14 protein-coding genes are annotated in these 13,157 nt (G+C 53.3%); 9 read left to right on the forward strand and 5 right to left on the reverse strand.

Annotated elements, in window-relative coordinates; genetic code table 11:
* The first annotated feature begins 48 nt into the window (after positions 1–48).
* A complete protein-coding gene (hspQ, locus tag ACO6VX_RS07710; RefSeq protein ID WP_010246651.1) occupies positions 49–366 on the forward strand; it encodes a heat shock protein HspQ in 318 nt (105 codons plus the stop codon).
* Between the two features lie 31 nt (positions 367–397).
* Here hspQ and ACO6VX_RS07715 read toward each other — a convergent pair whose 3' ends face one another.
* The gene (locus ACO6VX_RS07715) at positions 398–817 is read right to left on the reverse strand and encodes a CoA-binding protein (protein ID WP_422458044.1); all 420 of its coding nucleotides are present in this window, start codon (positions 815–817) and stop codon (positions 398–400) included.
* A 176-nt stretch (positions 818–993) separates the two neighbouring features.
* On the opposite strand from ACO6VX_RS07715, the gene ACO6VX_RS07720 reads away from it, so the two are divergent.
* Complete coding sequence (locus tag ACO6VX_RS07720) at positions 994–1,635, forward strand: DUF2057 family protein (RefSeq protein ID WP_010669788.1); 642 nt, start codon at positions 994–996, stop codon at positions 1,633–1,635.
* A gap of 69 nt (positions 1,636–1,704) precedes the next feature.
* Positions 1,705–2,163, forward strand: a complete 459-nt coding sequence (gene mgsA / locus ACO6VX_RS07725) for a methylglyoxal synthase (protein WP_010246657.1) — start codon at positions 1,705–1,707, stop codon at positions 2,161–2,163.
* Between the two features lies 1 nt (position 2,164).
* Here the strand turns inward: mgsA and helD are convergent, their stop codons facing one another.
* Complete coding sequence (gene helD / locus ACO6VX_RS07730; RefSeq protein ID WP_422458046.1) at positions 2,165–4,219, reverse strand: DNA helicase IV; 2,055 nt, start codon at positions 4,217–4,219, stop codon at positions 2,165–2,167.
* Between the two features lie 123 nt (positions 4,220–4,342).
* Here helD and ACO6VX_RS07735 point away from each other — a divergent pair, with 123 nt between their 5' ends.
* Positions 4,343–4,783: a YccF domain-containing protein gene (locus ACO6VX_RS07735; protein WP_167429951.1), complete on the forward strand. Its 441-nt coding sequence runs from the start codon at positions 4,343–4,345 to the stop codon at positions 4,781–4,783.
* On the forward strand, positions 4,767–6,926 hold the full coding sequence (gene yccS / locus ACO6VX_RS07740) for a YccS family putative transporter (protein WP_187494374.1): 2,160 nt from the start codon (positions 4,767–4,769) through the stop codon (positions 6,924–6,926). Before ACO6VX_RS07735 ends, yccS begins: the two co-directional genes overlap by 17 nt.
* On the opposite strand, the gene ACO6VX_RS07745 is transcribed toward yccS, so the two are convergent.
* Positions 6,923–7,552: a TfoX/Sxy family DNA transformation protein gene (locus ACO6VX_RS07745; RefSeq protein WP_022625925.1), complete on the reverse strand. Its 630-nt coding sequence runs from the start codon at positions 7,550–7,552 to the stop codon at positions 6,923–6,925. The two genes, yccS and ACO6VX_RS07745, sit on opposite strands and share 4 nt — an antisense overlap.
* Positions 7,553–7,762: 210 nt before the next feature.
* Between ACO6VX_RS07745 and sulA the strand changes: the two genes are divergently transcribed.
* A complete protein-coding gene (gene sulA / locus ACO6VX_RS07750; protein ID WP_022625926.1) occupies positions 7,763–8,254 on the forward strand; it encodes an SOS-induced cell division inhibitor SulA in 492 nt (163 codons plus the stop codon).
* Between the two features lie 350 nt (positions 8,255–8,604).
* Positions 8,605–9,675, forward strand: a complete 1,071-nt coding sequence (ompA, locus tag ACO6VX_RS07755) for a porin OmpA (protein WP_010255028.1) — start codon at positions 8,605–8,607, stop codon at positions 9,673–9,675.
* Positions 9,676–9,776: 101 nt separating this feature from the next.
* Here ompA and matP read toward each other — a convergent pair whose 3' ends face one another.
* Positions 9,777–10,244 (reverse strand): macrodomain Ter protein MatP, encoded by a 468-nt coding sequence (gene matP, locus ACO6VX_RS07760; protein ID WP_138919647.1) that lies wholly within the window; start codon positions 10,242–10,244, stop codon positions 9,777–9,779.
* Positions 10,245–10,297: 53 nt separating this feature from the next.
* On the opposite strand from matP, the gene ACO6VX_RS07765 reads away from it, so the two are divergent.
* Together ACO6VX_RS07765 and fabA are read left to right on the forward strand one after the other, a co-directional pair.
* Positions 10,298–12,166: an AAA family ATPase gene (locus ACO6VX_RS07765; protein WP_111533592.1), complete on the forward strand. Its 1,869-nt coding sequence runs from the start codon at positions 10,298–10,300 to the stop codon at positions 12,164–12,166.
* A gap of 68 nt (positions 12,167–12,234) precedes the next feature.
* On the forward strand, positions 12,235–12,753 hold the full coding sequence (gene fabA, locus ACO6VX_RS07770) for a bifunctional 3-hydroxydecanoyl-ACP dehydratase/trans-2-decenoyl-ACP isomerase (RefSeq protein ID WP_009091047.1): 519 nt from the start codon (positions 12,235–12,237) through the stop codon (positions 12,751–12,753).
* 68 nt (positions 12,754–12,821) lie between these two features.
* Here fabA and rmf read toward each other — a convergent pair whose 3' ends face one another.
* Positions 12,822–12,989 (reverse strand): ribosome modulation factor, encoded by a 168-nt coding sequence (gene rmf / locus ACO6VX_RS07775; RefSeq protein WP_008925875.1) that lies wholly within the window; start codon positions 12,987–12,989, stop codon positions 12,822–12,824.
* Positions 12,990–13,157 lie beyond the last annotated feature (168 nt).

Raw genomic sequence — 13,157 nt, forward strand, 5'->3', positions numbered from 1 at the left:
CGGCTCCTGCCCCCATATTCGTAAGAGAGCTTTTTTTCGGAGGTCACAATGATTGCCAGTAAATTTGGTATTGGTCAGCAGGTTCGTCATCGTTTGTCCGGCGTACTGGGCGTTATCGTCGATGTCGATCCTGAATACTCGTTAGATGAGCCTAAAATTGAAGATGTTGGCGCGGAAGAGAAAATGCGCACCGCGCCCTGGTATCATGTGGTGATGGAAGATGAGGAAGGCGATCAGGTACATACCTACGTTGCTGAGATTCAGCTTTCCGGCGAAACCAGCATTGAACACCCTGAGCAGCCTTCAATGGATGAGCTGGCAGCATCGGTGCGTCAGCAATTACAGGCACCTCATCTGCGACATTAATCTGTGGCGGCACGCTCTGCCGCCACACTCATCATTTCTGACGCGTTATTCCCAGACGCGGAATTTCAATCTTCGGGCAGCGATCCATAATCACCGTCATGCCCGCATCCTGTGCCAGTACCGCCGCTTGCTCATTAATCACACCCAGCTGCAGCCATAATGTTTTTGCCTCCACGGCGATAGCCTCCTGCGCCACGCCCCACGCGGCTTCAGAATTGCGAAAGACATCCACCATATCAATCTTGCCCGGTACATCCGCCAGGCTGGCATACCCCTGCTGCCCCAGCAGCGTTTTCCCTGCCAGTTTCGGGCTGACCGGGATCACCTCATATCCCTGGTCGAGCAGATATTTCATCACACCGTAACTGGGACGTTCGGGGCGATCGCTTGCTCCGACTAAGGCGATACGTTGGGTGCGCGTCAGCACCTCACGAATTGTCTGATCGTTCATGTTTATCTCCTTTCAGGCCAGTGTTGAGTGTAGATTGGCGTGCCCTTTAGCGGGTAAGTCCTCAGCGAAATTAATTGAACCCGCGCACGAATAAATATGTTTAAATGTAAATTAACTGCCATAATGTAAGAATTTGCTACACACCATCCTTTGTGTCTTCAGTTACCGGAGTTGAAATGAAGCTGTCGCTGGCTGTTACGGGGTTAATTACCCTCCTCGTTTCGGCGTCCTGTTCTGCCATCACATTAAAGCTCGATCCTCAGATCGATTTGCTGGTGCTGGATGGTCGAAAAATTTCAGGCTCCCTCCTCAAAGGCGCAGACAGCCTGGAGCTGGACCGCGGTCAGCATCAGTTTCTGTTTCGGGTAGAGCAGCAGCGCAAAGGTCAGAATGAGAACGTCATCGCTTATCAGTCGGTGCCGATGATCGTCACGTTCACCGCGGTTGCCAAAACCATTACCATTCGGTTGCCTGCGCTGGAGACAAAACGCGAGCGTTATCATTTTGACCGCAGCCTGAACTTTCAGCTGGTGGATGAAAAAGGCACGGAGATTACCAGCGTGCGCGACCACCTGCCGGTCACCACATCCGCAGATATGGAAAAAGCGATGCTGAATTATAATCGCACCCGCCAGATTGCCTCTGTGCCGCGGTTTGCAAATACCCCTTCTGCAACGCCCTCTTCCGTCCGGCTTACCGCCGATCTGGACTGGACTACTCAGGCCGAACTGCCCTCGCTGCACCGCTGGTTTCACCGCTTCGATGAAGCCACGCGTCAGCAGCTTCTGACGCTGGTCAAAATGCTACGTACGAGTTGATAAAGTCGAAAGGCCAGAGGTACACTCGTGCTCTCTCTTCTTGCGCATGAGCCTTACCAGGACGCCTTTATGGAACAGACTGTTCGTACCCTCGGCACCACAAAACATATCGCGCTGGTCGCCCACGACCACTGCAAAGCCGCCCTGCTTGACTGGGTGAAACAAAACCAGCCCGCGCTGGAATCGCACATCCTCTATGCCACCGGCACTACCGGGAATCTGATCAATCGCGATACGGGTCTGAATGTGACAGCCATGCTGAGCGGCCCGATGGGCGGCGATCAGCAAGTGGGTGCGCTGATTTCGGAAGGGAAGATCGATGCACTGATTTTTTTCTGGGATCCACTCAACGCAGTGCCGCACGATCCGGATGTCAAAGCACTGCTGCGTCTGGCTACCGTATGGAATATCCCGGTAGCCACTAACCGTTCCACGGCTGACTTTATCATTCAGTCGCCACTGTTTGCGCAAAGTGTAGAGATTATGATCCCCGACTATCAGCGCTATCTGGCCGATCGTCTGAAGTAACTCAGGCTTTACGCATCACCGGCACACCCAGCTCGCGGAAGTGATCGACAAACGGTGACGGCGCTGCCTTATCGAACATCAGAAAAACCTGCTGACGCGCGCGCGTCAGTGCCACATAGGCCAGACGTCGCTCTTCTGCATCAGGGAACGCTTCTGGCTGCGGTAATAAGCCCTGTTCAATGATCGATTCGCGCGCCTCTGCCGGGAAGCCCTCTTTACCCTGCTGTAATCCCAGCAAAATGACGTAATCCGCCTGCTGACCTTTGCTGGCATGAATCGTCATAAATTCCAGATTGAGCTTTGGCCAGCGGGTTCTGGCTTTATCCAGTAAATCCGGCCGCAGATAGTGATAACGCGCCAGCAGCAGAATTCGCTCATCAGGCTTCGCGTAACCGCTGAGTTTGTTCAGCAAGGCTTCCAGCTGATCCTGCGCCAGCAGCGAAATCGACTTTTTATTGCCTTTGGTGACGCTGTTCAGCGGTTTTGCCAGCTGCTGCGGGTTCTGTTGTATAAACCGGTTGGCAATGTCGCCAATGCGGTCGTTGAAACGGTAGGTTGTGTCCAGTACGCAGCGGTCTCCTTCACCAAAATAGTGATGGAATGCCGTCGTCAGCGTCATCTCCGCCCCACTAAATCGGTAGATAGCCTGCCAGTCATCGCCAACAGCAAACAGTGCAGTACGCTTATTCTGCTGGCGTAATGCGCTCAGCAACGCGGCACGCTGAGGCGAGATATCCTGGAATTCATCCACCAGAATGTGTTTCCACGGACTGATAAACCGTCCTTTTTCCAGAATGGCAATCGCCTGGTGAATCAGACCTGAGAAATCGACCGCGCCCTCCTCTTTTAATGCGCTCTTCCACGCTTTCAGCAACGGTGCCATCAGTTTGATGCGCTTACTGAAGAGATCCCGGATCTCTTCGGGTACGTCGGCGATCATCGCTGCCTGCGCACCGCCATGCATGCGCATCAGACCAAGCCAGCGCTCCAGCCGTGACGCCAGCCGGTTTGCCAGCCTGTCGTCCTCCCAGAATGGCCCCTCGGGTAACTCCCACTCCAGTTCATCACGCAGCCACTGACGCCAGCCGTTTGCCTGCGCCTTCTTCTCATGACACTGCTGCCGCCACTGCTGGATCAGCAGCGTGCGACGCGCATCGGCATCACTCTCAAGTTTGCTGATAACCGGCTGCTTATTACTGCCTTCACGAATAATATGCAGCGCCAGAGAATGGAAAGTCCGCGCCTGGATGTCAGCGGCGGAGAGCCGCGACTGGATACGTGCGTTCATCTCTTCAGCCGCCTGGCGGCCAAATGCCAGTAACAGGATTTGATCGGCGCTGGCCAGCTTGCGCTGCATTAACCAGCCTGCACGAGCCACCAGCACCGAGGTTTTACCGCTGCCCGCGCCTGCCAGCACCAGCAGAGAATTCTCGCCATTAACCACCGCCTCACATTGCGACTGATTGAGTGGCGTGCTCTCGACGCTGGCAAAGAAATCCTGATAGCGGTTGAGCATGGCGGCCGTCCAGTCACGGTTTCGCTGCCGCAACGCCGTGTCGCCCTGCTCCAGCCAGCGCTGACAGAATTGCCAGTTATCCCGGCAGTCAGCAAAATCTTTTAAGCGGGAGAGCGGCATCGGCAATGCATCGAACTGTTTGAGGATGTTGGTTTTCAGCGCCTGCAACTCGTGGCGGTTCAGCCAGCGATCCTGCGCGCCAAACGCCTCGATTTCGTCGCGTAGCGCCTGCAGCACCTCGCGGCACACTGCGCTCATCTCCAGACTCCAGCTCTGCCAGGCCTGCAGCAGATAGTGGTGAAAGCGCTGCGTTTCCTGCCATTCCGTGCCATGCAGGCGGACCACTTTTTCATCGGCCAGCAAAAACTCCAGCTCGCCCCACACCAGCCCGCGCTTGCAGGCGATATCCAGTAACTGGTTAAAGGGGATCAGATACTCATGCTTATCGCCGCTGACTTCGACGCCTGCCGCCATCAAACGGACACGATTATAAGGATGCTGGGCAAGCCGTTTGCCCATCGAGGTTGCTTTCAGTTCCACGCCGACACCAACGTCAGAGAATAGGATTAGGGGGAGTTTACCTGTCAGACCCTTAGCGCTCCAGCCTTAAAACAGGCTAAACTTGGCGTCACATCTTGCGGAATGCAAAAGGAAAAGAAGATCATGCGCACCGTTTTAAATATTCTTAATTTTGTTCTGGGCGGTTTTTTCACCACCCTGAGCTGGCTGTTTGCCACGTTAATCAGCATCGTGCTGATTTTTACTCTGCCGCTGACCCGCTCCTGCTGGGAAATCACCAAACTCTCGCTGCTGCCGTTTGGCAACGAGGCGGTGCATGTTGATGTGCTGCGTCCGGAAAGTAAGAGTCATATTCTGAATACCGGCGGCACCTTTCTGAATATCTTCTGGCTGGTTTTCTTTGGCTGGTGGCTCTGCCTTTCGCACATCTCCGTGGGGATTGTGCAGTGCATCAGTATCATCGGTATTCCGGTAGGGATTGCGAACTTTAAGATCGCCGCTATCGCGCTCTGGCCGGTTGGCCGCAGGGTGGTATCAGTGGAAGAGGCGCGCGCCGCGCGCGAAGCCAATGCCCGCCGCTATTAATATGATGTCGGATGCCGTGCCAGGCTGGCGCAAATATCTGTTTAACAGTACGTGGCGCTATCTGCTGCGGATCCTGTTTGCACTGAGTGGCTGCGCCGCCATTCCCTGGTGGCTGCATCAGATTGAGTGGACGATCCCTCTGACCCTGGGCGTGGTCGCTGCTGCGCTGGCCGATCTTGATGATCGCCTGGCCGGTCGCCTGAAGAATCTGCTGATTACCCTGCTCTGCTTCTGCATCGCCTCGGTTTCAGTCGAGTTACTGTTTCCCTATCCGTTCGCCTTTATTATCGGGCTGGCAATCTCGACCTGGGGCTTTATTCTGCTGGGCGCCCTTGGCCAGCGCTATGCGACTATCGCCTTTGGTGCTCTGCTGATTGCGGTCTATACCATGCTCGGCATTGGACTGTTCAGCCAGTGGTATATGCAGCCGATGCTGCTGCTGGTCGGCGCGCTGTGGTACAACCTGCTGACATTACTGGGCCATCTGATGTTTCCGGTCCGGCCGGTGCAGGAACAGCTGGCCGGGAGTTTTTCACAACTGGCGCGTTACCTTGATGCCAAAGCGAACCTTTTCGATCCGGATGCGGGCGATCAGGATGATGCCGCGTTTATCGATGCGGCGATGGTCAACAGCCAGTTAGTGGCGCAACTGAATCTGACCAAGACCACACTGCAGAGTCGTCTGCGCGGCGATCGCGGGTCGCGCGGCACCCGCCGTAGTCTGCACTACTACTTTGTGGCGCAGGATATTCATGAACGGGCCAGCTCTTCCCATCTGCAATATCATCTGCTGCGCGGCGACTGGCGCTACAACGAAATTCTGTTTCGCTTTCAGCGTCTGCTGAATATGCAGGCTCAGGCCTGTCGCCAGCTGGCACATTGCATTCTGATGCGTCAAAGGTGGGTGCATGACAGCCGTTTTGAGCGTGCATTTGAACGATTACAGAAAGCGATAGAACGTCTGGAGCAGCATGATCCTGACGCTACGCATACCCGTGCTCTTTTCTGGCTGCTGCGCAACCTGCGCGCCATCGACGCACAGCTTGCTTCGATCGAATCAGAACAGACGCTGGCCGGTGAAGATCCTCAGCACAGTGACAATCTGCTGTCACGCGAAGGATTGAGTGGCTGGAGTGATATCCGGCTGCGCTTCAGCCGCCACCTCTCTCCCGAATCGGCGCTGTTCCGGCATGCGGTTCGCATGTCTGTGGTGCTCTGTATTGGATATGGTTTTATTCAGGTAACCGGGCTGGAGCGGGGATACTGGATTTTGCTGACCAGCCTGTTTGTCTGCCAGCCCAACTACAATGCAACGCAGCGACGACTGGCCTTGCGCATCGGCGGAACGCTGGCGGGGATTGCGATTGGTCTGCCCGTTTTATGGCTGGTGCCTTCGATTGAAGGTCAGTTAATCCTGATAGTGATCACGGGCGTCCTGTTCTTCGCTTTCAGGCAGGTGCAGTATGCACAGGCCACGCTGTTTATCACTCTGCTGGTGCTGCTCTGCTTTAACCTGCTGGGTGAAGGATTTGAAGTTGCCCTGCCGCGGGTAGTGGATACCCTACTGGGCTGTGGGCTGGCCTGGCTGGCTGTCGCGTTTATCTGGCCAGACTGGCGCTTTCGTCAGTTACCTGCCGTGGCAGAACGAACGCTGAAAGCGAATTGCCGCTATCTGGACGCGATCATGGAGCAATATCATCAGGGCAAAGATAACCGTCTCGCCTATCGCATTGCACGGCGTGATGCGCATAACGCGGATGCTGAACTGGCGTCAGTGGTCTCAAACATGAGCAGTGAAAGTCGCACCAGCCAGAAGCTGCGCGATTCGGCTTTTCAGCTGCTTTGCTCCAACCATTCGTTTCTGAGTTACATTTCTGCGCTGGGCGCTCACCGCGATAAAATTACCGCACCCGAACTGCTGACATTGCTGGATGATACGGTTTGCTATGTGGAGGATGTGCTGCAGACGGAAGTTGTCAGCGATGAGCACGTAGAAACGATGCGCCATCAACTGGCTCAGCGAATCAGCCAGCTGGCCGCAGATGCGGATACGCGTGCGCCGCTGGTGCTCCAGCAACTCGGTCTGCTGGTGGCATTAATGCCCGATGTGGCTCGCCTGCGCCGCACGCTAATCACTGATTAGCCTTCGCCGCTTCTGAGATTGGGGTTTGATAAAAGCGTGCGCTGGAACCACGCATTCAGCTCCGCCCGTGTCGCCTGCGGCAGCGCGGCGGCATGGTGGCCCGTGATCGCCCCCTGCAGCGCAAGTAATGTCTGGAACCCAACGTGCTGGTTGATCGCTTTAAGCTTCAGCCAGCACTGTTTAGCCCCCATCTGGTAGAGATGATTGACGCTCATGACGCCCGCCTCGTACAGCATCATCTCCATACGTACGCTGAGATTTGGCAGATCTTTTAACCGCGGTGAGGATTGTCGGTCCTGCAACTCCAGCTGCGCCGTTTCTAAAGAGGCAGCAGAGAGCGCCAGCAGATGGTCAGGGTCGCGCCACAACGCCTCATCGACCCGAAAGTAATTGAGACTCACCAGCTTGCCCCGCTTGCGAAAAATCAGGGGTTGCAGCGGACGATCTGTAAGGTATTCCCGCAGAGGCTCACTGGCACGCAGATAGAGTTCGTCTTTATTAATTAAGGCAAAAACCACACTTTCTACAGCCAGGGCATAGCCTCCGAACTGGGTGCGCGACTCTATTGTTCCTAATGGGGCCAGGCGCGCTCTGGAGCGCTCTACAACCGGATTCACCTTTTTCATTGCACCACCTCCATGTAAGAAATATATCATAAATTACCTTGGGTATCAGGTAATTAGAAGATAAAAAAAAGCGTCAACGGGTTCAATTAATAAATAGCGTTTCAACTAATCTTGTCGCGATTTTGCGAGGCGTTTTCAGAAATTTGGGTTGATCTTTATCCAGGATGACAGTACTGTATATTCATACAGTCCACTGCTGGTGATTAACTTATGCGAACACAACATCCTAATAATGCACGCTATGCTCATCATTATGCGTCCTCTTCCGTTCCGGCCTCTCAGGGCGGTGGAATTACTGAGTTACGCTACAGCGAACAGCCCGGTATGATGCAGATGTTGCTGTTGCCTTTATTGCAGCAGCTGAGTCAGCAATCACGCTGGCAGTTGTGGTTAACACCGGCATATAAACTGAATCGCACCTGGCTGCAGGAATCAGGATTACCACTGGATAAAAGTATGCATATCGCCGATTCTGAACGTCTGAATGCGGTTGAAGCGATGGTTAAAGCATTGCGTACAGGAAATTACAGTGTCGTTCTGGCATGGATTCCTTACGATCTTGACGAAGATGAACGACGTCAACTTGAAAATGCGGCGGCAGAGGGTGAAGCGTTAGGATTGATTTTGCGTGCAAGCGGGACATCAGAAGCGCCTCTCAGACCGCAAACTGCGATAAAAATTCAGTCGGATTTGTTTCATTAAGTAAAAATCAGAAGTTTCCCAAGCTATTTTTCTTATCTGTCGCAGCTAAACCACTGATTCTGTTAGTTCGAGCGTTGACAATGGTTTAGCAAGTTTTTAGGGCTTTTTGCCGCGGCAATAAGACCAGCCTAATTGTTAGAAATTGTGTATAAATCGCTGTTTTTTTACATAAGCGCCTCACATCATACTTGTAAGTTTCCAATCTCGTTGTAGACTTTAGCTCGCCAGGGTGCTCAATAACCTCCGTTTTTTGCGGTAGAGTCATAAGCGAGCGTTTTGACCCGGCGAAGGATTTAAACCAAGAGCAACCTTTTTGCTCATTGCCTATTTGGATGATAACGAGGCGCAAAATGAAAAAGACAGCTATCGCAATTGCAGTGGCACTGGCTGGCTTCGCTACCGTAGCGCAGGCCGCTCCGAAAGATGACACCTGGTACACCGGTGCTAAACTGGGCTGGTCTCAGTATCACGACACTGGTTACTACGGTAACGGTTACGAAAACAATGACGGTCCAACTCATGAAAGCCAGCTGGGTGCAGGTGCATTCGTTGGTTACCAGGCAAATCCATACCTGGGCTTCGAGCTGGGCTATGACTGGCTGGGTCGCATGCCTAACAAAGGCAACGTGACTAACGGCGCATTCAAAGCACAGGGCGTTCAGCTGGCTGCTAAACTGAGCTACCCAATCTATGACGATCTGGACGTGTATACTCGTCTGGGCGGCATGGTATGGCGTGCAGACTCAACGCAGACTAACCCAACTACTGGCCGCATCAGCGACCACGACACCGGCGTATCTCCGCTGGCTGCTGTTGGTGTTGAATATGCGCTGACCAAAAACTGGGCTACCCGTCTGGATTACCAGTGGGTTAACAACATCGGTGATGCACAGACCGTTGGTACTCGTCCAGACAACGGCATGCTGAGCGTAGGCGTTTCATACCGCTTCGGTCAGGATGACGTCGCTGCTCCGGCGCCAGCTCCGGCTCCAGCACCAGCTCCAGTTGTTGAAACCAAGCGTTTCACTCTGAAGTCTGACGTTCTGTTCACCTTCAACAAATCTACCCTGAAGCCAGAAGGCCAGCAGGCTCTGGATCAGCTGTACAGCCAGCTGAGCTCAATGGATCCTAAAGATGGTTCCGTTGTCGTACTGGGCTTCACCGATCGCATCGGTTCAGAGCAGTACAACCAGAAACTGTCTGAGAAACGTGCTCAGTCAGTCGTAGATTACCTGGTATCTAAAGGTATTCCTTCCAACAAGATCTCTGCACGTGGCATGGGTGAATCTAACCCAGTTACCGGCAACACCTGTGACAGCGTGAAAGGCCGTAATGCCCTGATCGACTGCCTGGCGCCGGACCGTCGTGTAGAAATCGACGTTAAAGGTATCAAAGACGTTGTAACTCAGCCACAGGCTTAAGTTTATACGTAATAAAAAACCCCGCTAAGGCGGGGTTTTTTTATGCCGGTAATAAAACCGGACTGAGAGATGAAGGCTCTGATTGCCCTGCCCGATTCCGATTATTCGCTCTCTGAACCGGAGTTACCCAGAATCGCCTGCAAATCCTGCTTCAGGCTCGACATCTGAGTGGCATATTTCTCTTTACGTTCTGCATCTTCTATCAGCTGAACAATCGTTTCAGAGAGCGTGCAGCCGCGCCGCTGTGCCAGACCTGCCAGTCGCTGCCAGACCAGATATTCCAGGTCTATCGATTTTTTTCGCGTATGCTGATGTTCAGCGTTGAAATGGCGTTTTCGTCGGGCACGGATGGTCTGCTTCAGTCGGTTATCCAGATCAGCATGAATATGTTCTGCGATCCATTCATTCACTGTAACCGGATTATTTTCCATTGCCAGCAGCTTATCCACTGCTGCCTGCGCCGCGCTTAACTCAAGGTGACGCGTGATCAGTTCACCTTCCCGATGTTTTTTCACCAGGTATTTCCACTTCCATCCACATTCAAGATTTTCGAGTTGCTGGTATTTCATCGGAATCTCATCGTGATCACGTAACGAACTAAGAATAACAGCTTTTTTCCCGGATGCAGCAACGAAAAACATGCTGTCACCATCACATCTTCAACAGGAAGTCTGCAGTGCTTAACAAGGGTGAATCCTGTATAATCTCGCTTTTCTTAAAACAGACAAATGCGATTATTTTGACCAGCACTCAACTTACGTGGCAGACCTTACAGCCAGATAGCGCGCAATACCAATCCGTTTTCTCCCGAATTGCTGATGAAGAAACTGATGCTCTGGCAACGGTACAGCCCCGGTTGCTGAATGCACTGGCGCACTTACACCATCAGACGCAGGGGTTCCCGTTACTGCTGGTTCGTAGCCAGGAGAATCGCGATTATCTGACATTCATTGCCCAGGCCGCAGAGCGGGTTATGGCCGACAGTACCACTCTATTCGGCGGTGATTACCATATCATGGCCGACAACGTCACGCTCCAGCCCCCCTCCGATCCTCAACGCCCATTCACCAGTCAGGGTGGTATTCACTTTGCTGAATGGACTGAGATGGAGCAATTGTTTGGCTGCGTGCGCCAGTATAAAGATCGCATCCAGCTGGAACCGGGCCTGATCCATCGTGCTAATGGCGGCACGCTGCTGCTTTCCCTGCGTAGCCTGATGACGCAGCCGATTCTCTGGTTACGCCTGAAGAAGTGTGTTGAGCAGGGCTATGTTGAGTGGACATCTCAGGATGAACGCCGGCCGCTGCCAGTCTCGATTCCTCCCTTGCCGCTCAATCTGAAACTGGTCCTGTGTGGCGATCGGGAAGCGCTGGCAGAATTTCAGGAGCTGGATCCCGAAGCTCACGAAATGGCCATCTATACTGAATTTGAAGAGAATATTCAGATTCTGGATGAAGATGACATGCTTGCCTGGTGTCGCTGGAACATCGAACTGGCGCAACAGGCGGGTCTGCCCCTGCCGGAAGCGGACTTCTGGCCAGAACTGATTAAAGAAGGCGTCCGCTACAGCGGCGATCAGGAGACGCTGCCACTCTGCCCCCGCTGGCTACAACGCCAGATGCGCGAATCGGCCCTGATGGGCGATGAACTGAACGCTGAAGCGCTGCGTGATGCGCTGGAAGCGCGTTTGTGGCGCGAGAATTATCTTAATGAGCGGATGCGTGACGAGATCCTGCTGCGACAGATTCTGATTGAAACCGAAGGCGAAGTGGTTGGTCAGATTAATGGCCTGTCGGTCGTTGAATATCCAGGCCATCCCCGTGCCTGGGGCGATCCATCGCGTATTACCTGCGTGGTACATCCCGGCGATGGCGAATTCATGGATATCGAGCGTAAAGCGGAGCTGGGCGGTAATATTCATGCCAAAGGCATGATGATTATGCAGGCTTACCTGATTGCCGAGCTGGAACTCGATCAGCAACTGCCCTTCTCGGCCTCAATGGTCTTTGAGCAATCTTACTCCGAGGTGGATGGTGATAGCGCTTCGCTGGCTGAACTCTGTGCCTTAATCAGCGCGCTGGCTAATCAGCCCATCAATCAGCAAATTGCGGTGACCGGCTCGGTTGATCAGTTCGGCAACGTACAACCGGTGGGCGGACTGAACGAGAAAATCGAAGGCTTCTTTGATATCTGCCATCAGCGAGAACTGACAGGTCAGCAGGGTGTGATTATTCCCGCCAGCAATGTCCGTCATCTCAGCCTCAGCCAGGCGGTTGTCAGTGCGGTTGAACAGGGTCATTTCCATATCTGGGCAATTGACCGTGCCGATGAAGCGCTACCGCTGCTGACCGGTAAAATCTGGAGTACCGAGGATGGCCTGGGCGACTGCCTGCTGAATACCATCCAGGAACGCATTAGCCTGTTCAACCAGCCGGACGGTCCGCAACGTCCCTGGGCGCTGCGCTGGCTTAACTGGTTCAACCACCGTTAATCCGATTTGCTCAGCGTACAACTGTTCGCTAATATTCGTGATTCACTAAAACAAGGCTTATTGAAAACATGGTAGATAAACGCGAATCCTATACCAAAGAAGATCTGATTCTGTCAGGTCGTGGTGAACTGTTTGGCGAAAATGGTCCGCCGCTTCCATCCGGCAACATGCTGATGATGGACCGCGTGGTCAAAATGACCGAAGACGGCGGCAAATATGACAAAGGCTTTGTTGAAGCGGAGCTGGATATCAATCCTGATCTCTGGTTCTTCGGCTGTCACTTTATAGGCGATCCTGTGATGCCGGGTTGTCTGGGCCTTGATGCCATGTGGCAGCTGGTTGGTTTCTATCTGGGCTGGCTGGGCGGCGAAGGTAAAGGTCGTGCGCTGGGCGTGGGTGAAGTGAAATTCACCGGTCAGGTCCTGCCAGATGCGAAGAAAGTGACTTACCGCATTCACTTCAAACGCGTTATTAACCGCAAACTGGTTATGGGTGTGGCAGATGGTGAAGTGCTGGTTGACGGTAATCTGATCTATACCGCCAGCGATCTTAAAGTCGGCCTGTTTAAAGATACCGCCGCTTTCTAAGTGTTTCCCCCGGAAACAAAAACCTCCGCGCATGGCGGAGGTTATATTCCCTTTTCAGTGACATCCGGTTATGCAGCTACCGACCTGTCCTCCATGGCTTGTCGCCAACCTCCCAACCAGTGAGACTTAGCGTCAATCAACTGATACGGACACATCTCTTTTGAGCGTCCAGTAATGCCTGCCTGATAACCACGTGAATGGGCGCGTTCGAGGCGGTCTCGTTTCTGTCTCTTCATACTCCGTGTCCCTCATGTAAGGTCTGTGGAATCTGGTGGAAAGAAAAGTGGTGAATTAATGTTCAACCACCCTTATGTTCTACCTCCTGCGCACCCAAAGATCAATGCCCAATCTTCATGCCAGTGTCATAAATGTGACCTTAATCGGTAAAAATAATGACGTTCTGT

Origin of the sequence: Pantoea sp. BJFS-204, from assembly GCF_049310725.1 — a bacterium.
Taxonomy (GTDB): Bacteria; Pseudomonadota; Gammaproteobacteria; order Enterobacterales; family Enterobacteriaceae; genus Pantoea; species Pantoea agglomerans.

Bases quoted from the DNA above. Each gene is read 5' to 3' on its own strand.
- ACO6VX_RS07765 (WP_111533592.1), top strand. From the start codon at position 10,298: ATGCAGCAACGAAAAACATGCTGTCACCATCACATCTTCAACAGGAAG.
- yccS (WP_187494374.1), top strand. From the start codon at position 4,767: ATGCCCGCCGCTATTAATATGATGTCGGATGCCGTGCCAGGCTGGCGC.
- fabA (WP_009091047.1), top strand. From the start codon at position 12,235: ATGGTAGATAAACGCGAATCCTATACCAAAGAAGATCTGATTCTGTCA.
- hspQ (WP_010246651.1), top strand. From the start codon at position 49: ATGATTGCCAGTAAATTTGGTATTGGTCAGCAGGTTCGTCATCGTTTG.
- ACO6VX_RS07715 (WP_422458044.1), bottom strand. From the start codon at position 817: ATGAACGATCAGACAATTCGTGAGGTGCTGACGCGCACCCAACGTATC.
- rmf (WP_008925875.1), bottom strand. From the start codon at position 12,989: ATGAAGAGACAGAAACGAGACCGCCTCGAACGCGCCCATTCACGTGGT.
- mgsA (WP_010246657.1), top strand. From the start codon at position 1,705: ATGGAACAGACTGTTCGTACCCTCGGCACCACAAAACATATCGCGCTG.
- ACO6VX_RS07745 (WP_022625925.1), bottom strand. From the start codon at position 7,552: ATGAAAAAGGTGAATCCGGTTGTAGAGCGCTCCAGAGCGCGCCTGGCC.
- ACO6VX_RS07720 (WP_010669788.1), top strand. From the start codon at position 994: ATGAAGCTGTCGCTGGCTGTTACGGGGTTAATTACCCTCCTCGTTTCG.
- matP (WP_138919647.1), bottom strand. From the start codon at position 10,244: ATGAAATACCAGCAACTCGAAAATCTTGAATGTGGATGGAAGTGGAAA.
- ompA (WP_010255028.1), top strand. From the start codon at position 8,605: ATGAAAAAGACAGCTATCGCAATTGCAGTGGCACTGGCTGGCTTCGCT.
- sulA (WP_022625926.1), top strand. From the start codon at position 7,763: ATGCGAACACAACATCCTAATAATGCACGCTATGCTCATCATTATGCG.
- ACO6VX_RS07735 (WP_167429951.1), top strand. From the start codon at position 4,343: ATGCGCACCGTTTTAAATATTCTTAATTTTGTTCTGGGCGGTTTTTTC.